This window comes from Halopelagius fulvigenes (genome assembly GCF_042662625.1).
GTDB classification, from domain to species: Archaea; Halobacteriota; Halobacteria; order Halobacteriales; family Haloferacaceae; genus Halopelagius; species Halopelagius fulvigenes.
Window position 1 is genome coordinate 706146 of sequence record NZ_JBHSXH010000009.1, and the last position, 21446, is coordinate 727591.

General features: G+C 66.1%; 23 protein-coding genes and 1 tRNA gene. 16 read left to right on the forward strand and 8 right to left on the reverse strand.

Translation table 11 applies throughout. The features are described 5' to 3' along the window. Positions 1–146 precede the first annotated feature (146 nt). From ggt to gcvPB, 6 genes are all read left to right on the forward strand, one after another. Complete coding sequence (ggt, locus tag ACFQEV_RS06115; RefSeq protein ID WP_379693666.1) at positions 147–2051, forward strand: gamma-glutamyltransferase; 1905 nt, start codon at positions 147–149, stop codon at positions 2049–2051. 81 nt (positions 2052–2132) lie between these two features. Further along, positions 2133–2378 carry a hypothetical protein gene (locus ACFQEV_RS06120; protein WP_379693668.1) on the forward strand — a complete coding sequence of 82 codons (246 nt, stop codon included), beginning with the start codon at positions 2133–2135 and terminating at the stop codon, positions 2376–2378. A 410-nt stretch (positions 2379–2788) separates the two neighbouring features. Next, positions 2789–3874: a glycine cleavage system aminomethyltransferase GcvT gene (gene gcvT, locus ACFQEV_RS06125; RefSeq protein WP_379693670.1), complete on the forward strand. Its 1086-nt coding sequence runs from the start codon at positions 2789–2791 to the stop codon at positions 3872–3874. Continuing rightward, complete coding sequence (gene gcvH, locus ACFQEV_RS06130) at positions 3875–4255, forward strand: glycine cleavage system protein GcvH (RefSeq protein ID WP_379693672.1); 381 nt, start codon at positions 3875–3877, stop codon at positions 4253–4255. It abuts the gene before it with no gap. Beyond that, positions 4252–5574: an aminomethyl-transferring glycine dehydrogenase subunit GcvPA gene (gene gcvPA, locus ACFQEV_RS06135; RefSeq protein ID WP_379693674.1), complete on the forward strand. Its 1323-nt coding sequence runs from the start codon at positions 4252–4254 to the stop codon at positions 5572–5574. The genes gcvH and gcvPA overlap by 4 nt, the downstream gene beginning before the upstream one ends. Beyond that, positions 5574–7058, forward strand: coding sequence for an aminomethyl-transferring glycine dehydrogenase subunit GcvPB (gcvPB, locus tag ACFQEV_RS06140; RefSeq protein WP_379693677.1), 1485 nt, complete (start codon positions 5574–5576; stop codon positions 7056–7058). The genes gcvPA and gcvPB overlap by 1 nt, the downstream gene beginning before the upstream one ends. Before the next feature lie 20 nt (positions 7059–7078). Here gcvPB and ACFQEV_RS06145 read toward each other — a convergent pair whose 3' ends face one another. The 5 genes from ACFQEV_RS06145 to ACFQEV_RS06165 all read right to left on the reverse strand — a co-directional run bounded on the left by ACFQEV_RS06145 (position 7079) and on the right by ACFQEV_RS06165 (position 11617). Further along, the gene (locus ACFQEV_RS06145) at positions 7079–7243 is read right to left on the reverse strand and encodes a DUF7838 family putative zinc beta-ribbon protein (RefSeq protein ID WP_379693679.1); all 165 of its coding nucleotides are present in this window, start codon (positions 7241–7243) and stop codon (positions 7079–7081) included. A 200-nt stretch (positions 7244–7443) separates the two neighbouring features. Beyond that, a complete protein-coding gene (locus tag ACFQEV_RS06150; RefSeq protein WP_379693681.1) occupies positions 7444–8016 on the reverse strand; it encodes a hypothetical protein in 573 nt (190 codons plus the stop codon). A gap of 157 nt (positions 8017–8173) precedes the next feature. Continuing rightward, positions 8174–9874 carry a BCCT family transporter gene (locus ACFQEV_RS06155; protein ID WP_379693684.1) on the reverse strand — a complete coding sequence of 567 codons (1701 nt, stop codon included), beginning with the start codon at positions 9872–9874 and terminating at the stop codon, positions 8174–8176. Between the two features lie 267 nt (positions 9875–10141). Then, positions 10142–11083, reverse strand: a complete 942-nt coding sequence (gene ddh, locus ACFQEV_RS06160; protein WP_379693687.1) for a D-2-hydroxyacid dehydrogenase — start codon at positions 11081–11083, stop codon at positions 10142–10144. A gap of 75 nt (positions 11084–11158) precedes the next feature. Further along, positions 11159–11617, reverse strand: a complete 459-nt coding sequence (locus ACFQEV_RS06165) for an acyl-CoA thioesterase (RefSeq protein ID WP_379693690.1) — start codon at positions 11615–11617, stop codon at positions 11159–11161. Between the two features lie 188 nt (positions 11618–11805). Between ACFQEV_RS06165 and ACFQEV_RS06170 the strand changes: the two genes are divergently transcribed. The 4 genes from ACFQEV_RS06170 to ACFQEV_RS06185 all read left to right on the forward strand — a co-directional run bounded on the left by ACFQEV_RS06170 (position 11806) and on the right by ACFQEV_RS06185 (position 13096). Beyond that, the gene (locus ACFQEV_RS06170; protein WP_379693693.1) at positions 11806–12051 is read left to right on the forward strand and encodes a glutaredoxin family protein; all 246 of its coding nucleotides are present in this window, start codon (positions 11806–11808) and stop codon (positions 12049–12051) included. Next, entirely contained in the window at positions 12048–12581 is a 534-nt protein-coding gene (locus ACFQEV_RS06175) for a cob(I)yrinic acid a,c-diamide adenosyltransferase (protein WP_379693697.1), read from the forward strand. The genes ACFQEV_RS06170 and ACFQEV_RS06175 overlap by 4 nt, the downstream gene beginning before the upstream one ends. A 109-nt stretch (positions 12582–12690) precedes the next feature. Further along, positions 12691–12963 (forward strand): DUF7553 family protein, encoded by a 273-nt coding sequence (locus ACFQEV_RS06180; protein ID WP_379693700.1) that lies wholly within the window; start codon positions 12691–12693, stop codon positions 12961–12963. 58 nt (positions 12964–13021) lie between these two features. Further along, positions 13022–13096, forward strand: a tRNA-Val gene (locus ACFQEV_RS06185). Positions 13097–13154: 58 nt separating this feature from the next. Here ACFQEV_RS06185 and sfsA read toward each other — a convergent pair. Next, a complete protein-coding gene (sfsA, locus tag ACFQEV_RS06190) occupies positions 13155–13868 on the reverse strand; it encodes a DNA/RNA nuclease SfsA (protein WP_379693703.1) in 714 nt (237 codons plus the stop codon). Positions 13869–14071: 203 nt separating this feature from the next. Here sfsA and ACFQEV_RS06195 point away from each other — a divergent pair, with 203 nt between their 5' ends. Then, positions 14072–14428 carry a DUF7344 domain-containing protein gene (locus ACFQEV_RS06195; protein ID WP_379693706.1) on the forward strand — a complete coding sequence of 119 codons (357 nt, stop codon included), beginning with the start codon at positions 14072–14074 and terminating at the stop codon, positions 14426–14428. A gap of 233 nt (positions 14429–14661) precedes the next feature. Beyond that, entirely contained in the window at positions 14662–15159 is a 498-nt protein-coding gene (locus ACFQEV_RS06200) for a YciE/YciF ferroxidase family protein (protein WP_379693708.1), read from the forward strand. A gap of 101 nt (positions 15160–15260) precedes the next feature. Here ACFQEV_RS06200 and ACFQEV_RS06205 read toward each other — a convergent pair whose 3' ends face one another. Then, complete coding sequence (locus ACFQEV_RS06205; RefSeq protein WP_379693711.1) at positions 15261–15974, reverse strand: hypothetical protein; 714 nt, start codon at positions 15972–15974, stop codon at positions 15261–15263. Between the two features lie 135 nt (positions 15975–16109). Between ACFQEV_RS06205 and ACFQEV_RS06210 the strand changes: the two genes are divergently transcribed. Continuing rightward, complete coding sequence (locus tag ACFQEV_RS06210; protein ID WP_379693714.1) at positions 16110–16838, forward strand: helix-turn-helix domain-containing protein; 729 nt, start codon at positions 16110–16112, stop codon at positions 16836–16838. 39 nt (positions 16839–16877) lie between these two features. Here ACFQEV_RS06210 and ACFQEV_RS06215 read toward each other — a convergent pair whose 3' ends face one another. Further along, a complete protein-coding gene (locus ACFQEV_RS06215; RefSeq protein ID WP_379693717.1) occupies positions 16878–17204 on the reverse strand; it encodes a DUF7344 domain-containing protein in 327 nt (108 codons plus the stop codon). Between the two features lie 389 nt (positions 17205–17593). Between ACFQEV_RS06215 and ACFQEV_RS06220 the strand changes: the two genes are divergently transcribed. From ACFQEV_RS06220 to ACFQEV_RS06230, 3 genes are all read left to right on the forward strand, one after another. After that, complete coding sequence (locus tag ACFQEV_RS06220) at positions 17594–19003, forward strand: APC family permease (protein ID WP_379693719.1); 1410 nt, start codon at positions 17594–17596, stop codon at positions 19001–19003. After that, entirely contained in the window at positions 18996–20249 is a 1254-nt protein-coding gene (locus ACFQEV_RS06225; protein WP_379693721.1) for a M20 family metallopeptidase, read from the forward strand. Before ACFQEV_RS06220 ends, ACFQEV_RS06225 begins: the two co-directional genes overlap by 8 nt. A gap of 111 nt (positions 20250–20360) precedes the next feature. Continuing rightward, positions 20361–21446, forward strand: a complete 1086-nt coding sequence (locus tag ACFQEV_RS06230; RefSeq protein ID WP_379693723.1) for a DNA-methyltransferase — start codon at positions 20361–20363, stop codon at positions 21444–21446.

Here is a 21446-nt window from a genome sequence, read left to right on the forward strand (position 1 = left end):
AACCGTCCCGACGGATTCTCCCCACGTCAGCGCCCGAACGGTGCGCATCTCCGAAATAAATCCGTCGCCGTACTCCTCGCGTGCGCGAAGTTCCCACCCTCGGGGACTATAGGTATATTAATGACAATCGAATGAGAGGAAGTGCCATGGGACAGTCTGACGAGAGTCCTACGACCGAATCGAACGACGCGGAGACAGCGGAGGAGACGGCGCGGTTCACGGCGACGAAGCGGACGTTCCTGCGGGGGTCGGGCGTCGCGTTGGGGGCCGGCGTCCTTCCGGCCGGGGCCAGTACCGCGTTAGGGACGACGGGCGGGGAGTCGAACTCCGTCGCGAGAGGGGGCGGCGGGATGGTGTCGAGCGTCCACCGGCAGGCGACCGAGGCGGGCGTCGAGGTTCTGGAGAACGGGGGCAACGCCGTCGACGCGGCGGTCGCCGTCCAGTTCGCCCTCAACGTCGTCCAGCCCCACTCCTCGGGAATCGGCGGCGGCGGGTTCATGCTCGTCTACAGCGCCGAGGAAGACGAGATAATCGCCATCGACAACCGGGAGCGTGCGCCCCTCGGTGCCCAACCCGACATGTTCCTGAACGAGCAGGGCGAGGAGGTTCCCTTCCTCGAACGTCACACGAACGGCAAGGCGGTCGGCGTCCCCGGGACGCTGAAGGCCGCCGACGTGGCCGTAAAGCGGTTCGGGACGAAGGAACTCGGCGAACTCATCGAACCGGCCGTCGAACTGGCCGCGCCCGATGGAGAGACGGTCACCGTGGACGAGTTCCTCGCGAGTTCCATCGCGGCCAACGTCGAGGAGGGTGCGTTCACTTCGACCGCAAAGAAGGTGTTCGCCCCGGGAGGCGACCCCCTCGAAGCGGGCGACGAACTCGCCCAACCCGACCTCGCGGACACCCTCCGCACCATCCGCGACGAGGGCATCGGCGCGTTCTACAAGGGCGAAATCGCGGAGGACATCGCCGAGACCGTCCAAGGCGCGGCGCGGTACCGAAAGACCGGCGGGAACATGACCGTCGACGACCTCGGCCGGTACAACGTCGAGATAACGCGCCCCGTCCACGTGACCTACGAGGGGGACGCCCACGACATCACCGTCCGGACGATGCGCTCTCCGACCTCCGGGGGGTACGTCATCGGGCAGATTCTCAAGCTCCTCGAACCGTTCGACCTCGCGCAGTACGACCGCCGGTCGTTCGACGTCTACCACCGGATGATAGAGGCGTTCCAACTCGCGTTCGCCGACCGAAACGAGTACCTCGGAGACGAGGAGTTCGTGGACATCCCGTGGCAGGGGTTCCTCGACGAGGAGTACCTCGACGACCGCCGTCAGATCATCGACCCAAAGGAGGCGACGGCGGCGACGCGCGAACCCGGCGACCCGTTTGCCTACCAACCCGGCGGGCAGTACTTCGTCAGCCCCAGAGACGTCGAGGAGGCTCAGCACGTCGCAAACGCCTCGGGCAACAAGGGGAAGAAGACCGGAACGGAGGAACCCTCCGGACAGACGACCCACTTCACGACGGCCGACGCCGACGGGAACTTGGTCTCGTGGACCAGCACCATCGAGCAGTTGTTCGGATCGGGCATCATGGTCCCCGGGCGCGGGTTCATGCTCAACAACGAACTCACCGACTTCGACTCCGAGCCCGGCGGGCCGAACGAGGTCCAACCGGAGAAGCGCCCCCTCAGTAGCACGAGTCCGACGATAGTCACGCGCGACGGCGACCCCTTCCTGACGGTCGGGTCGCCCGGCGGGTGGTCCATCATCCACACCGTCTCCCAGATACTCCTCAACGTCGCGGAGTTCGGCATGGACATCGACGAGGCCGTCGCCGAACCGCGCGTGTACTCCGCGACGGGGACCTGGGTCCAAGCCGAGGGCGGCGTCCCCGACGGCGTCGTCGACGAACTGAACGCCGCCGGGCACGACGTCTCCGTCGTGGAGAGCATCGGCAACGTCCAGTCCATCCGCATCGAGGACGACGGCGGGTACGTCGGCGTCGCGGACAAACGCCGGAACGGGTCCGCGAAGTCGCCGTAAGCGGCGTCGGCGACTCGAAACCTTCGCCGTTTCTGTCGAACCACCGCCACATTTATCGACAGGTAGATTACATTTCTCTGTATGAGTTACAATCGGCGGAGCGAGTTCGGCCTACCGTCACGCTGGCTCGAACTGAATAGTAGCGCGATAGAGTTGCTATTCGCTGTAACAGTCGTTCTCGGGTCAATGTCTCTCTTCGCATTAGCGAGTGGAGACCCCGAAACGACGGCGTTTATCGCACTAACTGGAATTGCAGTTGTCCTTCTCGGGACAGCACTCGTCCGACTGTCCGAGCACCTCCGGACGAATCGGACGCCCCTCTCCTGATGAGCGGTGCGCGCTGACCGCCGTAACGACGTAGGGTACGTCCCTGTTCTGAACTTCGCAGTCTTCGGGCGGAGATTCGTACATCAACCTCCCGTACTCCCTCGTAATTCTGGATCGCTTTGGATGGGCCACTCGGCGTCGTTTCGTTGGTCTCGATGCGTGTTCGGGCGGTACTTCGTTCGAGAGCGGTCGTCGTTGTCGTGGCTGAACCCTCCTTCCGAGCGATTTCACTGTCGGTGTGACTTTGTTCTCGGCGCGCAACGACGTTCGCGCGCGTTCCGGAACGCCGCCTCGGCCCCGCCGCCGCCGATTTGATATCGCGTTATCCAGTTTATCAGCACTGTCCTCCCGGCGAGGACGCCCGCCTCCGGCATACCAAAGCATTACTTGCCGCGTGCCAACCTGATACCATGGCCCTTCGCAAACCGCCGTTACGCGAGGTACACGCCGCGCGCGACGCGAAGTTCACGGAGTTCGGCGGGTGGGACATGCCGGTCGAGTTCGACTCTATCAGAGACGAACACGCGTCGGTCCGCGAGTCGGCGGGCATCTTCGACGTCTCCCACATGGGGGAGATAGAGGTGTCCGGCCCCGACGCGACGACGCTGATGCAACGCCTGACGACGAACGACGTGACGAACCTCTCGCCGGGCGACTCCCAGTACGCGGCGATACTCGACGACGAGGGCACGATTCTCGACGACACCGTGGTCTACCGCCTCCCCGAGGAGGAGACGTACCTGTTCGTCCCCAACGCGGGCCACGACGAGGAGATGTACCGGCGGTGGACGGAGTACCGCGACGAGTGGAACCTTGACGCCGCCGTCCGGAACGTCACCGACGAGTGGGCGATGTTCGCCGTCCAAGGGCCGGACGCGCCCGGCCTCGTGACGGCGGCGGACGGAGACGTCTCGGACCTCTCGAAGTTCGAGGCCGCCTACGCCGACGTCGCCGGCGTCCGGTCGTGGGTCGCGCGAACCGGCTACACGGGCGAAGACGGGTTCGAGATACTCTGTCCGTCCGAGGACGCCGAGACGGTCTGGGAGGCGTTCGACTGCCAGCCCTGCGGCCTCGGGGCCCGCGACACCCTCCGCATCGAGATGGGATTCCTCCTCTCGGGGCAGGACTTCGACCCCGAGGAGGAACCGCGGAACCCCTACGAGGCGGGCATCGGCTTCACGGTGAAACTCGACACCGAGTTCGTCGGGAGAGACGCTCTCGAACGCGTCGAGGCGGAGGGCGTCGACGAGAAGTTCGTCGGGATGAAACTGCTGGACCGCGGCATCGCCCGCCACGGGCACGACGTGACCGACGAGGACGGCGACGTCATCGGCCGCGTCACCTCCGGGACGATGAGTCCGACGCTGGGCGAGTCCATCGCCCTCGGGTACGTTCCGGTGGAGTACGCGACCCCCGACTCGCGGGTCACCGTCGTCGTCCGCGGCGAGGAGAAGCGCGCGCAAATCGTCACACCACCGTTCTTGGAGGACAGATAAATGTTCGAAGTTCCCGAAGATCGAAAGTACCTGGAATCGCACGAGTACGCAACCACAGACGGCGACACTGCAACCGTCGGCATCACCGACTTCGCGCAGGACGAACTGGGCGACGTCGTCTACGTCGAACTGCCCGACGAGGGCGACGACGTCGCGCAGGGCGAGGAGTTCGGCGTCGTCGAGAGCATCAAGGCCGTCTCCGACCTGTACGCGCCCGTCTCGGGCACGGTCGTGGCGGTCAACGACGACCTGTTCGACCACCCCGAGTACGTCAACGACGACCCGTACGGCGACGGGTGGATGCTGAAGGTCGAAGTGACCGACGAGGGAGGGTTCGACGAGTTGCTCTCGCCCGACGAGTACCGCGAACAGACCGAATGACGCGGGGAAGCCCCTACGCACCGCACACGGACGCAGAGACGAGGGAGATGCTCGCCGCCGTCGGCGCGGAGAGCGAGGAGGACCTCTTCGACATCCCCGATGAGGTCCGATTCGACGGCGAGTTCGGCATCGAGGCCCGCCGCGAACGCGACGTCCGACGGGAGATTGCGACTACGCTGTCGAAGAACGACGACCTGACGGAGTTCCTCGGCCGCGGCCACCACTCCCACTACGTTCCGTCCCTCGTGGACGACCTCTCGCGGCGGTCAGAGTTTCTCACCTCGTACACCCAGTACCAACCGGAGATAACGCAGGGGTTCCTGCAGGTTCTCTTCGAGTACCAGTCGATGCTCGTCGAACTGACGGGTCTGCCGGTGGCGAACTGTTCGATGTACGACGACGCCACCGCACTCGCGGAGGCGGCGCGACTCGCCGGGCGCGCGCGCCGCGTCTCCGGCGGCCGCGTCCTCGTCCCCGAGATTCTCCGCGAGGGGAAACGCCGCGTCCTCGACAACTACGTCGCCGGAACCGACCTCGACGTCGAGACGTACGCGACGGACGATGGCACCGTCGATATCGACGCCCTCGAAGCGCGGGTGGACGAGGACGTGGCGATGGTGTACGCCGAGAACCCGACGGTCCGCGGGGCCATCGAACCGCGCCTCTCCGAAATCGGCGACATCGCCGACGAGAGCGGTGCGCTGTTCTGTCTCGGGACGGACATCGTCGCCCTCGCCTTGTTGGAAGAACCCGCCGCCGTCGGCGCCGACGTGGTGGTCGGCGAGGCAGACGCACTCGGCATGCCGGCGAGTTACGGCATGGGACTCGGCCTGTTCGCCACCCGCGAGGAGTTCCTCCGGCAGGTTCCCGGCCGCCTCGTCGGCGCGAGCGAAGACGCCGCCGACAAGCGCGCGTACACGCTGACGCTGCAGACGCGCGAACAGCACATCCGCAAGGAGCGAGCCACCTCGAACATCTGTACGAATCAGGCGTGGGTGGCCCTGCGGACGGCGATGCACGTCGCCTCCCTCGGCCCGTCGGGCCTCGTGGACCTGGCGAAACGGTGCGTCACCGACGCCGAGGCGTTGGCCGCCGAGTTGGACGGCCTGAAGGGCGTCCGCGCCCCAGTCCACGACAGGCACCACTTCCGCGAGTTCGTCGTCCACGTGGACCAACCCGCGAGGGCCATCGCCTCCGACCTCGAAGCGGAGGGGTTCGCCGTCCACGTCGTCGGCGAACACCGCCTGCAAGTCTGCGTCACCGACCTGAACGCCTCGAAGACGGACGCCCTCGTCGCGGCGTTCGAGGAGGTTCTCTGATGGATTTCGACCAAGCACGCTACGCCCGCGAGGACGTGTACGAACCGCTCCTCTCGGAGAAGAACTCGACGCGCGTCGAGATAGACGCGGAGGACTCGCCCCTCCCCGACGACCTGACGCGCGATTCCGTGGAACTGCCCGAACTGTCCGAACCCGAACTGGCGCGGCACTACACGCGCCTCTCGCAGATGAACTGGAGCGTGGAGACGGGGCCGTACCCCCTCGGGTCGTGTACGATGAAGTACAACCCCTCGTTCACCGAGGACGTGGCCGCAGACCCGAACGCGGCGGTCCACCCCGACCGTTCCGCGCGGAGCGTCCAGGGGACGCTCGAACTCCTGTCCGACCTGCAGGACTACCTCGGCCGAATCGGCGGCATGGACGCCGTGACGCTTCAACCGCCCGCGGGCGCGGCGGGCGAGTTCGCGGGCATCCTCGTCGCGAAGGCGTACCACGAGGCCAACGGCAACGACCGCAGCGAGGTCATCGTCCCCGCCTCCGCGCACGGCACCAACTTCGCCACCGCCGCGATGGCGGGGTACGACGTTGTCGAACTCCCCTCCGGGGAGGACGGCCGCGTGGACGTGGACGCCCTCGACGCCGCCGTCTCCGAGGACACCGCCGCGCTGATGCTCACCAACCCGAACACGGTTGGCCTCTTCGAGCGAGACATCGTCGAAATCGCGGAGATGGTCCACGACGCCGGCGGACTGCTCTACTACGACGGCGCGAACCTCAACGCCCTGTTGGGCCGCGGCCGCCCGGGCGACATGGGGTTCGACATCATGCACTACAACGTCCACAAGACGTTCGCGACGCCGCACGGCGGCGGCGGCCCCGGCGCGGGACCGGTCGGCGTCGTCAAGGAGCTCGCGGAGTTCCTCCCGAGTCCGCACGTCCGCGAACGCGGCGGGTCGTACGAACTGTACGAACCCGAGCGAACGGTCGGCAAAGTCCACGGCTACGCCGGTAACTGGCTGGTTCTCGTGAAGGCGTACGCTTACATCGCCCGTCTCGGCGACGAGGGACTGGCGGACGCCAGCGCGAAGGCCGTCCTCAACGCGAACTACCTCGCCGAGAAGGTGGACTTGGAGGTTCCGTACGGCCCGTTCCACCACGAGTTCGCCGCGACGGCGGGCGAACGCGACGTTCGAGAATCGGGCGGCGATTCTCGGGCCAACGAAAACGCGAAGCGTTCTCGTGACGCTGCGGACGTGGCCAAGCGGATGCTCGACTACGGCGTCCACCCGCCGACGACGAAGTGGCCCGAGTTCGTCCCCGAGGCGATGCTCACCGAACCGACGGAGGTGGAGAACCGAGACTCCCTGGACGACTTGGCGCGCGCGTTCAACGAGTCGCTCGCGGACTCCGAGGAGGAACTCGAACGCGCGCCCTCGCGGACGACGGCGCGGCGCATCGACCAAGCCGGCGCCGCGCGGAACCCGCGACTCTCGTGGCGCGCGCTCGACGCCGAAGAAGAGTAGAAACGCGATTTTTCCGCGGATTACGCTTTCGCGGTGGTGATGCCGTCGTCGATGTTGATGAAGCCGTAGCCGCACTCGCTGCAGCGCCACTTCGTCTTCTTCCCGAGGTGTATCTCCATGTAGGCCGTCCGCCAGAACTGGCTGTTGTCGCACTCGGGGCAGTCGTACTCCATCTCGAGGCTCATACCGCACGCTCCGCGACGCGCGAAGTTGAAGATACTGATTCGAACGGTAATCTCGCGGGCGATATATCGCATATCGCGATACGGAAATCCGTTGGTCGAGGCGACACTCTCGGTGCACGTACTCTGTGTCCGCTCTCGCGGCTTCGTACCGAGGAAACCGACCGCTCGGTCCGCGTACGAACGCGACGAGAAAAGGGGGGTTACCGTCCGCTCTCGGGGTCTGTGGTGAAGATGTCGTACCACTCGGCGTCGGCGACGGTTCGCGCGGCCGCGCCGTCCTCGGTGAACTCGACCACCGTCGCCGAGTGAAAACTTTCGAACTGAGATGTGGAGATGCCGAACTCGACTTCCGCGGAGTCGCTGCGAATCCGGTATCGGTACCGCCCCGAATCGCGCAGGCGTATCAACGCGTACGTGTCCGGGTTCAATGTCCGCCCGTTCCCGTCGTAGATGCGCTCTCCATCGCGGGAGATGCGTTCGCTCACGCTGTGGTCGGACGCTCCGCTGTTCCACACGAGAACGCCGTGCGGTTCCGGGTTTCCTCTGCTCGAACCGATCCACTCGTTCCCTATCCTCTCCATCGTCCCGAGCGAAGCGGGTATCGTCGGGCGAAAGCCGGCACCAACCGACTGTCCTTCGGAGATGGTGCCCGTCGACGAAGTGCCGTCGCGGTGGGCCGCATCGGCTTGGCTGCCCCCGTCCGTCGAACAGCCGGCAACGAGACTTGCGCTCAACGCGCCACAGGTCGCGAGAATCGTTCGGCGGTGGACCATTAGGCTGCCCTCAGAGAGCAGTGGTAAATGCCTTCTCAAAATATATGTATCCGAGACAGTCACCGATGCTGATACGACGTCCCGATTTCTCCCGGAGCGCGGACGGTACGGCGGTCGGATCGGAGAACCGGACCGTCGGCCGGGGAGGCGGGGAGCATCAGTCGTCGTCCGACTCGGCGGTCCCGCCGGCGCCCGGAGGTTCGGGTTCGGACTTCCGACTCGCTCCGAAGAGGACGGTCTCGTCCTGGAGGAGCACGCGGCCGTAGTTCGAGCCGAAGTCCTTGATGAGAGAGAGCATCGCGAGGAAGCAGACGAAGGCGAAGGGCGTGCCGGTGATGATGGCCGCCTGTTGGAGGGTGTTCGCGCTGCCGGTGCCGCCGAGTATCATCAGGATGGCCGCCGTCAGACCGAGGACGACCCCCCAGAAGATTCGGTTGATGGTCGAGGGGCGGGCCTTCCCACCGGTGGTCATCATCGAGACGGCCAGCGTCGAGGAGTCCGCCGAGGTGACGAAGAACGTCGTCACGAGGATCAGGAACATGTACATCAGGACGGTCCCGATCGGTATCGTTACCGAGGACCCGCCGACGTTCAGCGTGAACTGCAACGCCTCGAAGAGGATGAAGCCGGCGACTTCCGGGCCGACGTTACCGGAGATCACCTCGCTGAAGTCGGCGATGCCGTTGTGCTGCGCCCACACGGCGGTCCCGCCGACGAACGTGAACCACGGGATGGTCGCCCCGGAGGTCGCGACGATGCCGGTGAACGCCACCTCGCGGACGGTGCGACCCTTGGAGATGCGGGCGATGAACAGGCCCGCGAACGGCGACCACGAGAGCGCCCACGCCCAGTAGAAGACGGTCCACGTGTTCATCCAGTTCGTGGCCGTCGGGTTACCGGACCCGAACGGACCGGCGCCGGTGAAGAGACTCATCATGACGAAGTCGTCGATCATGCCGGCGAACGCTTGCGTGCCGAGCAGGATGAGAAACAGCGTCGGGCCGGCGACGAACGTCGCGAGCATGAGGACCACGAAGAGGATCATGTTGAAGTTCGAGAGCCGACGGATCCCCTTGTCGACGCCGAGCACCATCGAGGTCGTAAACAGCAGCGTCATGAAGGTCACTACGAGGAGGATGCCGAGGTTCCCCATGCTGATCCCCCACTGGTAGTCTAACCCGGTGATGAACTGGCTCCCGATGAAGCCGAGCGACGTGGCGACGCCGCCGATGGTCGCGAAGACGGCGAGGATGTCGATGACCTTCGCGAACGGTCCGTCGAGGTTGTCCGCCCCGATGATCGGCGTCAGCGCCGAAGAGACGCGCAGCGGCACGTTCTCGTAGTTGTACGCGAAGTAGCCGATGGCGATTCCCATGATGGTGAACACCGCGAGTTGCGGTAACGCCCAGTGAAACAGGGTCTGCTGGACGGCGACGGTCATCGCCTCGGCGGAGCCGCCCTGTACGTTTTCGAACAGCGGCGAGGGGTTCGCGTAGTAGAACAGCGCCTCGGTCGGCCCCCAGAACACGACGCCGGCGGCGAAGCCCGCGGAGTACAGCATCGCGAAGAACGACAGGAAACTGTACTCCGGCGACGAGTCGCCCAACTTGATCGACCCCCACGGGCCGACGATGAGAAACAGGAGGAAGACGACGACGAGGAACACGATCAACAGGAGCGCCCAGTTGAACGCGCTGAGCATCGAACTGTTCAGCGACGAAATCCCGTTCTCGACGGTGCTCGGACTGAGGAAGAACGCGAGGATGACGCCGACCGTAAGCAGCGCGCCGAACAGGAAGACCGTCCGGTCTATCTCTTCGAGGAACTCGTCGAGCACCCCTCCCTCGGCGTCGCTCATCCCTCTTCACCCCCCGGAATCGGACGACGGTACGGCGTGCGAGCGGAACCCCGTCGACCGTTATCCGTGATATGTGTAACCATGACAATTGCCACTGTAGAGTGAACAATAAATGTTTCTCAGCCGAACCATCATATACAGATTACGTTTAGACGCGTCCTCGCCGGCTCCGACCGGAGCGGCGTCGGTTCCGGGGAGCGTCGGTCGGGCCGTCTGCGTCGCCCCGGCGGGTTCGCGTGCGGGAGTGCGCGAGCGAGGGCGGACCGCTCAGACGACGAGGTTGGTCAGGGAGTCGCCCGCCTCGCGCCGGCGGACGTTCTCGCGGACGAGCGCCGCGATTCGGTCTGCGTAATCGACCGTCGCGGCGGCGGCGTGCGGGGTGACGACGACGTTCTCCATCTCCCAGAGCGGCGAGTCCTTCGGGAGGGGTTCCTCCGCGAACACGTCGAGGCCCGCGCCGGCGATGTCGCCCGACCGGAGGGCCTCGACGAGGGCCGGTTGGTCCACGACGCCGCCCCGCGCGACGTTGACGAGGTAGGCGTCCTCCCGCATCGCGTCGAGTTCCGCCGCGCCGAGTAGCCCCTCCGTCTCGTCGGTCAAGGGGACGGTGAGGGCGACGAACCGAGCGTCGGATATCGCTCCGACCAACTCGTCGGGGGTGTACACCTCCGAGACGTGCTCGACGGGCGTCGGCGTCCGCCGGACGCCTGCGACGTCCATCCCGAGGGCGTCCGCGCGGCGGGCGACGCCCAGACCGAGCGTTCCGAGTCCGACGACGCAGACGGACTCGCCGTTCAGGGTGAACGCCTCGTCCCACGTCGGCGGGTTCCACGCCTTGTCGGCTTGGTCGCTCCGGTAGCGGTGGAGGCGGCGCGCGAACTGGAGCATGAACCCCAGCGCCGTCTCGCCGACCGAGTCGCCGTGGAGGCCGGTGCTGTTCGTCAGTCGCACCCCGCGTTCGCGGAGGGCGTCCAGCGGAAACTCGTCGTACCCGGCGCGGACGCAGTGTATCCAATCGAGGTCTGCCTCCAGAAACCCCGGTTCGTAGCCGAACGAGACGACGGCGTCGAAGTCGCCGGCGTCACCGGACGCAGTCCCTTCGGCGACGTCGTCGCTCACCTCGACGTCCAACTCCGAGAGGAGCGACTGCAACTTCTCCGGCGGGAAGATTCGCTCGACGGACGAGTGGATGGCGACTCGCGTTGGCATGGGGGTCAGTTCCACCGGACGGGCAAAAACGGTTCGTGACGCGGCGAGGGCGTCGGAGGACGCGCCGTCGCCGCCTCAGGCCGTCTGAGCGGCGTCCTCTCGTTCGTCGGTCACGGCCTCCTCGCGGAGTTTCCGGGACCGCTCCGAGGAGACGCTCAGGTCGGGAACCTCCGTCGGGTCGCCCGCCTCGTCGATGGCGACGTAGACGAAGTACGACTCCGTCGTCAGTTCCCTCTCGCCCGTGAGGGGGTCCTCCCGGAAGACGCGGAGGCGGACCTTGACGCTCGTCGTCCCGGCATCGTAGACGTACGCTTCGATGAGTGCCGTGTCGCCGCGCGGGATGGGCCGGTGGAAATCGACGCCCTCCATCCGGGCGGTGACGCACGTCTCGCCCGAGAACCGCATCGCGGACATCGCTCCCACCTCGTCCATCCACTTCATCACGTTGCCCCCGTGGGCCATGTCGTAGTTGTTCGTGTCGTCCGGTTGGACCAACACTCGGTTCTCGATGTACGTCTCCTCCAGATCGACCATACACTCGCTACCGAGACGCGCCGAATAACGCTTCTGTCACGTCGTCGTATCGTGGTCAGTCGATTGTGAGGGACTCGCGGGGGTTCGTCACCGGTCCGTTCGACTCGCGCCGCGGTCCGGTCGCCCCGCGCCCGGTCCGCCTCGCCGCCGGCCAAATCTCTTTGCCTCCGCGACCCGAACGGACGGGTATGAGCATCACGCTGTACGCTCTCGACGGGTGTCCGTACTGCGAGAAGGTCCACGACGCCCTCGAAGCGGGGGACGTGGAGTACGAGACGGAGTGGGTGGAAGCGCTCCACTCCGAACGGAACGAGGTCAAGCGCGTCAGCGGTCAGCGCTCGGTTCCGGTGCTCGTAGACGACGAACGCGGCGTGACGATGAACGAGAGCGACAACATCCTCCGGTACGTCGAGGAGACGTTGGCGGCCACATGAAGATATACACCGGCCGCGGCGACGAGGGGATGACCGACCTCCGGGACATGTCCCGGGTGTCGAAGACGAGCGCTCGCATCGAAGCCTACGGGACGGTGGACGAGGCGAATGCCCTCGTCGGCACCGTCCGTCCGACGGGGTACGACGACGTGGACGAGAAACTCGAACGCGTCCAGAACCACCTCCACGTCGTACAGGCGGACCTCGCGAACCCGGACCCAGACGAGGACGCCCCGGTCACCACGGCGGAACACGTCGAGGAACTGGAGTCGTTCATCGACGAGGCCGACGAGGAGTTGGACCAGCTCAACTCCTTCGTCCTCCCGAGCGGGAGCGACGCCGGGTCGAAACTCCACCACGCGCGCGCGGTGACACGCAGGGCGGAGCGTCGGACCGTCGGACTGGCGTCGGAGGAACCTGTGAACGAACAGACCGTCGCATACCTGAACCGCCTCTCGGACGCCCTCTTCACCCTCGCGCGCCTCGTGAACAAACGCGACGGCGTCCGCGAGGACGCCCCGACGTACTGAACTCCCGTCCCCGTTCTTCCGCTCATCGCCCGACAGCGCTCCGCTACCACGTCAGAACATTGTCTCGACCGACACAATCCTTTTATCTGTTGCTTGCCTATGGTCAGATATGAACAAGCACTTCGAAGACGCTTGGTACTACCTCCGACGCGCGGGCGAACACCTCTCCGTCGGCATCCGAGAGGAGGCCGAACCGGTCGAACGACGCGTCCGCAAGATGCTCGGACGCGAGAAGGCCGAGGAGGTGCCCCCGTCGGGACGGCAGCGTCTGGAAGCCGAACTCCGCCGCCGGACGCCGCGACGCGTCGAAGTCGGCGGGAAGAAGGCGATGCGCCGCGCCCAGAGCGGTATCCGACGCTACCGCGGCGGGTCCGCGGAGTAAGCCGAATCGAACCGAAGAAGAACGTTTAAGTCTCGGCCCGGGATAGGATTTCGTACGCGGGTTGGTGGTCTAGCCCGGTTATGACGGCTCCTTCACACGGAGCAGGCCGGCGGTTCGAATCCGCCCCAACCCACTTCTCTTCGACACCTGCTACTCTCCGAGTCGGCACTCGATCCTCAGCGCACCCCTTCTCAATCGAGTTCGACGGGCAGATCGTCGTTCCGAAGCCGGTAGTGCGGCGGTTCGAACGCGGTCGTCACGGCGTGAACGCCGACCCCGGCGTCCCGTACGCGTGCGAGTAAGTCGGCGAACTCCGGGTCCACCTCGCGGTACGGGCGGAAGCGTTCGACGTCGGGCCGTTGGACGACGAACACGACGTGCGTCTCGTACCCGTCCTCGCGGAGGGTTTCGAGGCTGCGGAGGTGGCGACGGCCGCGTTCGGTTTGTCGGTCGGGGAACTCGGCGACGCCGTCCTCGACGTGCGTGCAGGATTTGACCTCCACGTAGGCCGCCTCACCACCCGGCGTATCGAGGAGGAAGTCCGTTCGGCCGTGCTCCGGGAGCGAGGGCTCCCGTTTCCGGGTGGTGTACCCGGCGAACGCCGGTATCGCGTCGCGGGCGAGTGCGCGCTCGAAGAGGTCGTTCGCTAACGCGGTGCGGACGCTCACGTACACCCCGTCGACGGCGACGGCGATGGCGTCGTAGTCCGTCGCCCTGTCGGGGTCGTCCACCGGCGAGCAGAGAATTTCGCGTCCCGGTTCGACCGTGCCTTCGAGGGCTCCGGGGTCGCCGAGGAACGCGCGTTCGGGCGCGTCGTCGAAGCGGACGCAGACGACGAAGCGGTTCGGGCGGTCCACGACCGTTCCCGTCAGTAGGTCCTCGTCGAGGGTGAGAAGCGGATCCATGCGAGTTACCGGATGTACCACCGGACGACTCTTCGACCTTTGGAACTCCGGGTCGAACTCCGTCCCGGACCCCGAGTGAGCCGTCCTCTCCGACGGTCCCCCGCGTTCGGAGACGCCTCGAACTGACAGACGGATGTCGGTTCTCAACACATTTAGGTAGAACACTCTGGGGGGAAGAGGACGCTCCTCGAAGTAGAAACGAAATGGCAGCAACAGAAGGCGGAAGTCCGTTCGACGGGACGCTCGACGACTACTTCGCCGTGCTCGGGGAGAAACACCGGGACGCCGTCGTCGAAATCCTCGCGGATGAAGACCGTTCGGTGCACCTGCTAGCGTTGGCCGAACGAGTCGCCGCGGAGACGCGGGACGTTTCGCTCGACGACCTGACCCCGAAGGAGGTCCAACGCGTGGAGCTGTCGCTACACCACAACCACCTGCCGAAGTTGGACGAGGCGGGCATCGTCGAGTACGCGTCCGAGGAGAAGCGAATCTCGCCGGCGGACGACATCGGAGCGGTCAGCGACCTCGTAGAAGCGGAAGACCCGCTTTCGGCTTTCTGAAGCCTCTCGACCGCGTAACCGTCGCTTCGACTCGGACGAGTGACCGGGCCACTCCGCTCCGCGTCGGTTCGCACCCCTTCGGCCGGCGTCGCGGACGACAACGTCGAGACTGAAACGCGGGCAGACGAGATATTCTAACTCGACGACCGGTCCTGTCGAATAGGATCGAACCATCCACTCGGTCGGCCAAACGGTTTACGGACGTACGACGCCCTGCTTTCGATGGTGATTCTATGAGTGCCGACAGCCCCAACAAAGTGTTCAAGAGCGAACTGCAGGACATGTACAGCGCCGAACAGCAGATTCTGAACGCGTTGGAGGAGATGTCCGAAGAGGTGGAGAACGAGGAGCTCCGGGAGGCGTTCTCCCAACACCGCGAGCAGACCCAAGGGCAGATAGACAGACTCGAACAGGTGTTCGAGAAGGTCGGAATGGAACCCGAGGCCGACGAGTGCAAGGCCATAGGGGGCCTCATCGAGGAACACGAGGAGTTCACCCAGAAGGACCCCTCCACGTCCGAACTCGAAGTCTTCGACAACGTCTCGGCCCAGAAGGTCGAACACTACGAGATCGCCTCGTACGGAAGCCTCGCTAAACTCGCCGACCAACTCGGGATGGACGACGCCGGCGACCTCCTCCACGAGACGCTCGAAGAGGAGGAGCAGACGCTCAACAAGCTGGTCAATCTGGCGAACGACTACGACTACAGCCAGCTGCAGGGCGAGGCCTAACTCCACCCTTCGGACGGTTACGACGAGACGACGCGTACTGTCCACACCCCGCGCTATTTTACGCCGAATCGGAGTCCACAGCGTCGAACCCCGTCCGAGGATCAGTCGCCGTCGAACGGCCGGGCGTCGGCGAGGTCGAACAGGTGGACGATGTCCTCTCGGCCGTAGTGGTCCAACAGGTCGCGCAGGGCGCGGAACGTCAGCGTCTCCGTCGCGCCCGCGTCCGCGAGGGCGACGTATCGCTCGCCGAAGACGGGGACGTCCGCGTTGAGTACCTTCCGGAAGCCCCGGTACTTCGACGGCCGCACCTCGTCGAGGTCGATGCCGTGTTCGTACGCCGCCCAGCGGGTCTCCTCGGGTTCGATACCGACGCGCCCGCAGGCGTCTTCGAGGCGGGTGTACCCGCCGAAGGCGTCCCACGCGTCCGGTTGCACGTCGTCGTGTGCCAGTTCGTCTTCGAGCAACCGCGCGAGTCTCGACGCTGCCCCCGCGTCGCCGTCGCAGGCCGCTCTCGCCCGTTCGAGGCGGCCGAGAAGTTGCGGGCGGTCGAACGATTCGCCTCCGTACGTGAGGTATCGGTCCCCCTCGCGCGCGTCGATCCACTCGGCGACGCGTCCGCAGAGGGCGAGTTCGTCCGCGGCGGAGTCGGCGGTCCGAAAGAGCATCTCCGTCTCCTGGTTTCCCGTCGGCGACTCGTACCCGAGTACGACCGCGAGGAGCTCGAAGTACTGCGGGTCGCCGAAGTCCGGGGGCTTCTCGTAGCGGTCGAGCGTCGGACTCACCGTCTCGATGTCGATGGCGAACCGTCCTGTCATCCGTCGCGTACCTCGGATTCGAACGAGAAGTACGATGTGATTTCGCCGGGACGACTCGCCCGCCGCCGACCGGCCGAGAGCGGTCGAAAACTGTGAGGAAACGTTTTTCCGCTGCCTCCCGTGGTACGGGACGTAATGGCGACACAGGGAGAGGACGCCGAGGGCGGGGGGCGGGCCGAACGGGGGGTTCGCGTCACGCTCGATATCTGGCACCCCGACTGCTGGACGCTGGAGGTGACCGAGAGGACGGACGCGGGACTCCTCGGCCACGGCGTCCACAGCATCGACGGGACGGCGACGGGGCGATTCACGGCGTACGCCGATACGAGGGACGAACTCGACGCGTTGGTGGGCGCGGTACGCGACTCCGAACTCACCGAGTCGGTGTGGGAGACGGACGAAGAGACGGCCGCGGGCGCGGAGACGCCGGTGACGGGGAGTGCGACGCGCGGACTCGTCGTCCGGTACGCCCTCTCGAACAGCATCAACGACGCCCTCGTCTCGCGGGGGTTCATCCCGGACGAACCGGTTCGGATGCAGGACGGCCGCGAACGGTGGACCGTCCTCGTCCAAGAGACGCGCCGAACCGTCCACGACAGGTTGGAGGAGGTCCGCGAGGAGATGGACGCCGACGTCCGCGTCGAACTCATCACCGCGCCCGAGGACGGGACGGGGATGTTCCGGACGGACGCCCTCTCGGAACGGCAACGCGAGGTGTACCGACTCGCGCGCAGGCGGGGGTACTACACGTGGCCGCGGGAGGTGTCGGCGGGCGAACTCGCCGCGGAGGCGGGCGTCTCGAAGGCGACGTTGCTCGAACACCTCCGGAAGGCCGAGTCGAAACTCCTCGGGGACGTTGACTGACTCCCGGTCGTACCACCTGTCCCGTTCGACGCCGTCGCGTCAGGACCCGGACCGCCGGGAGAGCGTTTCGACTTCCTCCAGCAGTGTCTTCGAGGCGACACCGTCCAGATACCGGACCGTACTGCTCCTCGCATCGTACTCGACGATACCGACGTCGTCTAAGCGAGGGAGCGCCGAGTGGTGCAGTTGGACGGCGGTCGCCCCTAAATCGGCCTCTACCTCGACCTCGTGCGCGAGGTCGGCCACCGTAGCGGCGTTCTCGGACGCGTCTCGGAAGTGGAAGATGACGCTGCGACAGTACTGATCCGCGAGCACGGTGAGAAGCCGGTCTAACTCGTCGGCGTCGAGCGATTGTCTGGAAGCCATGTAGTGGAGCACCTCTCACAGTATCCGTCTGAACTGTGTATGCGGCCAGCGTGGGAATCGCCGGAAGAGACGACAGCGTACGTCTCTAAATCGCGCACCGTAACCGGCGTGGACGCATACTATGTAATCTCGATTACTGTACTTCGTCTCGGGCGGGCTGGACTGATAATGGTAATCTTCACCCGCATTTTCATAGATAGTCCGTTCGATACGTCCAGCAGACGACGGTTGTCCTCTCACTATCGCGAGTAACGAAACTCCCCACTACTGCAACGTCGGTCGGGGCGCAGTCCTGTAACGGAGCGTAATCGGAGGACGACGCGCGCCCCGCGCCCGCCCTCTCATACTAGGGAGGGTCGCTATACGGGAGCAGATTGAGACGAAGTAGCATGTCATCTGTTGACGTAAACGACGGGCGGAGTCTCAAGCGGAACATGGGGCTGTTCGGCGCACTCAGCACCGTCGTGGCGGGCACCCTCGGGGCGGGGTTGTTCGTCACGCTGGGGACGGCGAGTGCGACGACGGGACCGAGCGTCATCTTGGTCGTCGCCCTCTCGGGCATCCTCGCCATGAGCATCGCGCTCAACTACGGGTGGGTCGCCACCATCTTTCCGGGGGCCGCGGGGTCGTACGCGTACGTCTCGCGGACGTTCGAGAACCGGCTTCCGGGCTTCATCGTCACGTGGTCGAAGTGGCTCGGGTACATGGCGGCTGACGCCGCACTCGCCATCGGGTTCGGGTCGTACCTGCAGGTGTTCTACCCGGCGGTGGACCCGACGCTCGCCGGGTTCGGTCTCCTGACCGTCCTCTTTCTGGTCAACCTCGTCGGGACGAAGGGGTACACCGTCTCGCAGAACGCCATCTTCGCCGTCCTCATCCTCTCCATCCTCGTGTTGGTGATTCCGGGGTCGTTCAGCGTCGAACCCGCGAACTACCAGCCGTTCTTCACCGGCGGGTTCGACGGGTTCGTCGGCGCGGCGGTGCCGCTGTTCTACGCGTACATCGGCATCGCCGTCGCCGGGCAGATGGGCGCGGAGGTGAAGAATCCCTCGCGGAACCTCCCGCTCGCGATGGCGGGCGGGACGGCCATCCTCATCGTCCTGTACATGTGGACCTCCGCGGTCATCTACGGCGTCGTCTCCAACTACACCGTGTTGGCGAACTCAGCCCGACCGCTGGCGACGGCGGCGGAGGCGTTCCTCGGCGATAGCGCGACGGCGATAGTCGCGTTCGGCGGCCTGTTGGCCACCGCCTCCAGCGTCCACGCGGTGATGGCGGCGGGCATCAAGATGCCGTACTCGTGGGCGTGGGACGAGGTGTTCCCCAAGTGGTTCTCCTCCGTCTCCGACCGGTTCGGCACGCCCCACTGGTCGCTTCTGACCCTCTACGTCGTCGCCTCGGCGCTGACGTTCTGGAGCACCGGCCTGAGTCAGGCCATCGCCATCGCGACGTTCAGCTACCTCATCGCCTACGCCGCCGTCTCCATCACCGTCCTCTACATCCTCTGGACGGACTCCAGACTCGCCGAGAGCGCCGGATTCACCCGCCCGACGCTCCTCTCGGTGACCGGACTCGTCGGCGGACTCGGCTCCGTCGGCCTCCTGACGCAGGCGTATCAGGGGTCGCTCTCCGTCTACGTGCCGTGGGTGGCTATCGGCCTCGTCGTCTTCGGCGTCTTCTGGTACCGCGGGCGGCAGAAGGACGTGGACGTGGAGGCCATCTTGGCGACGCTTCCGGGCGTCCCCTCAGACGAGTACGACCCGCAGGTGCGCGCAAAGGGGGTGACCGACGATGACTGACGGACGCGACGCCCCCGGTTCCGACGCCTCCGAGTCCGACGCGTCGCCGCACCTCGCCGTCGATTACGACGAGACGGTGTCGCTGCTGCAGGACCTCGTGCGGATTCCGAGCCCGTACTTCGAGGAAGACGAGATAAGCGAGTTCGTCTACGGGTGGTTGGACGAACGCGGACTCGACCCCGAGTACCACCGCGTGAGCGAACCCGACATCACCGAGTACGAGGGACGGAACGTCGTCGCGCGACTGGAGGGGTCGGACCCCGACGCGCCGACGCTTCTCCTGAACGCGCACATGGACACCGTCCTCCTCGTTGAGGACTGGGAGGAAGAGCCCACGTCGGGGCGAATCGAGGACGGGAAACTGTACGGGCAGGGGGCCTGCGACATGAAGGGCGGCCTCGCCGCCGTGATGAAGGCGTTCGAGGCACTCGCGGCGTCGGACGCGGAACTCCGCGGCGACGTGCTTCTGACGGCCGTCGTGGACGAGGAGGGACCGTACGGCCTCGGGACGGACCGCCTGATACGGGACGGCTACACCGACGACTGCGACGCGGCCATCGTCACCGAACCCGGCCCGGTTCTGGCGCAGGAGGACATCGAGAACCCCGCCCTCCTCCTCGGCGCGCGCGGGCGATACCTCTACGACATCGAGGTGCGCGGGCAGGCCGCCCACGGGTCGAAACCGAGTGAGGGCGTCAACGCCGTCGTGGACGCCGGGAAGGTGGCCGCCGGACTCGCGGAGATGGAGACGGGGTCGCACCCGAAACTCGGCGACGGGTCGGTCTGTCCGCTCAAGATAGCGGGCGGCAGTCAGACGCTCTCGGTGCCCGAACGCGCCCGGTTGATGGTGGACCGCCACGTCGTCGTCGGCGAGACGGAGGGGGGCGTCCGCGCCGACGCCGAACGCGTCGTCTCCGAACTCGAGTTAGAGAGCGAGGTGGACGTGGGGTTCCGCGAGGCCCCCTCCGACGACATCCGCTACGGCCCGTACGTCACCGACGAGGACCACCCCCTCGTCGGGTCGTTGGCGGCGGCCACCCGCGAGGTGACGGGCGAGGACCCCGCGTACGGCTACTTCTCCAGCGTCGGCGACTTCAACTACCTCGGCGACAGGGCCGGACTCCCGACGGTCATCCTCGGCCCCGACGGCGAGAACATCCACGCCGCGGGCGAGTTCGTCTACCTCGACGACGTGGTGGAAGTGGCGGACGTCGTGACTCGGGCCGCCGCCGACCTGTTGGAGTAGTCGGCGCGTCGGACACACCGCGTCGCCGACCCTCTCTCCTCGCCGCGCCCTCGCGCCGAACCCCGGAACCGGGGACAGACATATTTAATTTCGAAATGTACGGTGGACGCAATGGAGTCGCGCCACCGCGTCGTCGTCGGCGACGCCCGGGAGATGGATGCCGTCGGCGACGACGCCGTCGAACTCGTCGTCACGTCGCCGCCGTACCCGATGATAGAGATGTGGGACGACCAGTTCGCCGAACTCTCGCGGGACGCCGCCGACGCCCTCGCGGCCGGCGACGGGGCCGCCGCCTTCGACGCGATGCACGAGGTGTTGGCGGACGTCTGGCGCGAGGTGAAACGCGTCCTCGTCCCCGGCGGCATCGCCTGCGTCAACGTCGGCGACGCGACGCGGAAGGTGGACGACAGCTTCCGCGTCTACCAGAACCACGCGCGGGTCGTCGAGGCGTTCGCGGACCTCGGTTTCGAACCGCTCCCGGACGTCCTGTGGCGGAAGCCGACCAATAGCGCGGCGAAGTTCATGGGCAGCGGGATGATTCCGCCGAACGCGTACGTCACCCTCGAACACGAGTACGTCCTCGTGTTCCGCAACGGGTCGCGGTCGCGGTCGTTCGACCCCGGCGATTCGGCGCGGTACGAGTCGGCGTACTTCTGGGAGGAACGGAACCGCTGGTTCTCGGACGTGTGGACCGACGTGACGGGGGCCTCACAGCGGATGGCCGGCGCGGGCGACGCCGCCGACGCCTCGGACGACGCCGGTTCGCTCGGCGAGATGCGGGAGCGAAGCGCCGCGTACCCCTTCGAGGTGCCGTACCGCCTGATAAACATGTACTCCGTCTACGGCGACACCGTCCTCGACCCGTTCTGGGGGACCGGAACGACGTCGCTGGCGGCGATGGTCGCCGGTCGGAACTCCGTCGGCGTCGAACTGGAGGCGGGCTTCGCGGACGCGTTCGACCGGCGGGTGGCGAACGCGCCCGCACTCTCCCGAGAGGTGGCGACACGGCGTCTCGACGACCACCGCGAGTTCGTCGCCCGACGCCGCGAGGAGGGCGAGACGTTCGAGTACGAGTCCGAGACGTACGAGTTCCCCGTGACGACGAAACAGGAGCGGTCGCTGACGCTCTACGCCGTGGACGAGGTGACGGAGACGGACGAGGGGTACCGCGCGCGGCACGAACCGGTAGGGCGGTAG

Coding starts and splice junctions, on each gene's coding strand:
- sfsA (WP_379693703.1), bottom strand. CDS start 13,868: ATGGATCCGCTTCTCACCCTCGACGAGGACCTACTGACGGGAACGGTC.
- gcvPA (WP_379693674.1), top strand. CDS start 4,252: ATGACGCGGGGAAGCCCCTACGCACCGCACACGGACGCAGAGACGAGG.
- ACFQEV_RS06225 (WP_379693721.1), top strand. CDS start 18,996: ATGACTGACGGACGCGACGCCCCCGGTTCCGACGCCTCCGAGTCCGAC.
- gcvT (WP_379693670.1), top strand. CDS start 2,789: ATGGCCCTTCGCAAACCGCCGTTACGCGAGGTACACGCCGCGCGCGAC.
- ddh (WP_379693687.1), bottom strand. CDS start 11,083: ATGCCAACGCGAGTCGCCATCCACTCGTCCGTCGAGCGAATCTTCCCG.
- ACFQEV_RS06210 (WP_379693714.1), top strand. CDS start 16,110: ATGGCGACACAGGGAGAGGACGCCGAGGGCGGGGGGCGGGCCGAACGG.
- ACFQEV_RS06195 (WP_379693706.1), top strand. CDS start 14,072: ATGGCAGCAACAGAAGGCGGAAGTCCGTTCGACGGGACGCTCGACGAC.
- gcvPB (WP_379693677.1), top strand. CDS start 5,574: ATGGATTTCGACCAAGCACGCTACGCCCGCGAGGACGTGTACGAACCG.
- ACFQEV_RS06155 (WP_379693684.1), bottom strand. CDS start 9,874: ATGAGCGACGCCGAGGGAGGGGTGCTCGACGAGTTCCTCGAAGAGATA.
- ACFQEV_RS06205 (WP_379693711.1), bottom strand. CDS start 15,974: ATGACAGGACGGTTCGCCATCGACATCGAGACGGTGAGTCCGACGCTC.
- ACFQEV_RS06220 (WP_379693719.1), top strand. CDS start 17,594: ATGTCATCTGTTGACGTAAACGACGGGCGGAGTCTCAAGCGGAACATG.
- ACFQEV_RS06150 (WP_379693681.1), bottom strand. CDS start 8,016: ATGGTCCACCGCCGAACGATTCTCGCGACCTGTGGCGCGTTGAGCGCA.
- ACFQEV_RS06175 (WP_379693697.1), top strand. CDS start 12,048: ATGAAGATATACACCGGCCGCGGCGACGAGGGGATGACCGACCTCCGG.
- ACFQEV_RS06170 (WP_379693693.1), top strand. CDS start 11,806: ATGAGCATCACGCTGTACGCTCTCGACGGGTGTCCGTACTGCGAGAAG.
- ACFQEV_RS06180 (WP_379693700.1), top strand. CDS start 12,691: ATGAACAAGCACTTCGAAGACGCTTGGTACTACCTCCGACGCGCGGGC.
- ACFQEV_RS06165 (WP_379693690.1), bottom strand. CDS start 11,617: ATGGTCGATCTGGAGGAGACGTACATCGAGAACCGAGTGTTGGTCCAA.
- ACFQEV_RS06215 (WP_379693717.1), bottom strand. CDS start 17,204: ATGGCTTCCAGACAATCGCTCGACGCCGACGAGTTAGACCGGCTTCTC.
- ACFQEV_RS06230 (WP_379693723.1), top strand. CDS start 20,361: ATGGAGTCGCGCCACCGCGTCGTCGTCGGCGACGCCCGGGAGATGGAT.
- gcvH (WP_379693672.1), top strand. CDS start 3,875: ATGTTCGAAGTTCCCGAAGATCGAAAGTACCTGGAATCGCACGAGTAC.
- ACFQEV_RS06120 (WP_379693668.1), top strand. CDS start 2,133: ATGAGTTACAATCGGCGGAGCGAGTTCGGCCTACCGTCACGCTGGCTC.
- ggt (WP_379693666.1), top strand. CDS start 147: ATGGGACAGTCTGACGAGAGTCCTACGACCGAATCGAACGACGCGGAG.
- ACFQEV_RS06200 (WP_379693708.1), top strand. CDS start 14,662: ATGAGTGCCGACAGCCCCAACAAAGTGTTCAAGAGCGAACTGCAGGAC.
- ACFQEV_RS06145 (WP_379693679.1), bottom strand. CDS start 7,243: ATGAGCCTCGAGATGGAGTACGACTGCCCCGAGTGCGACAACAGCCAG.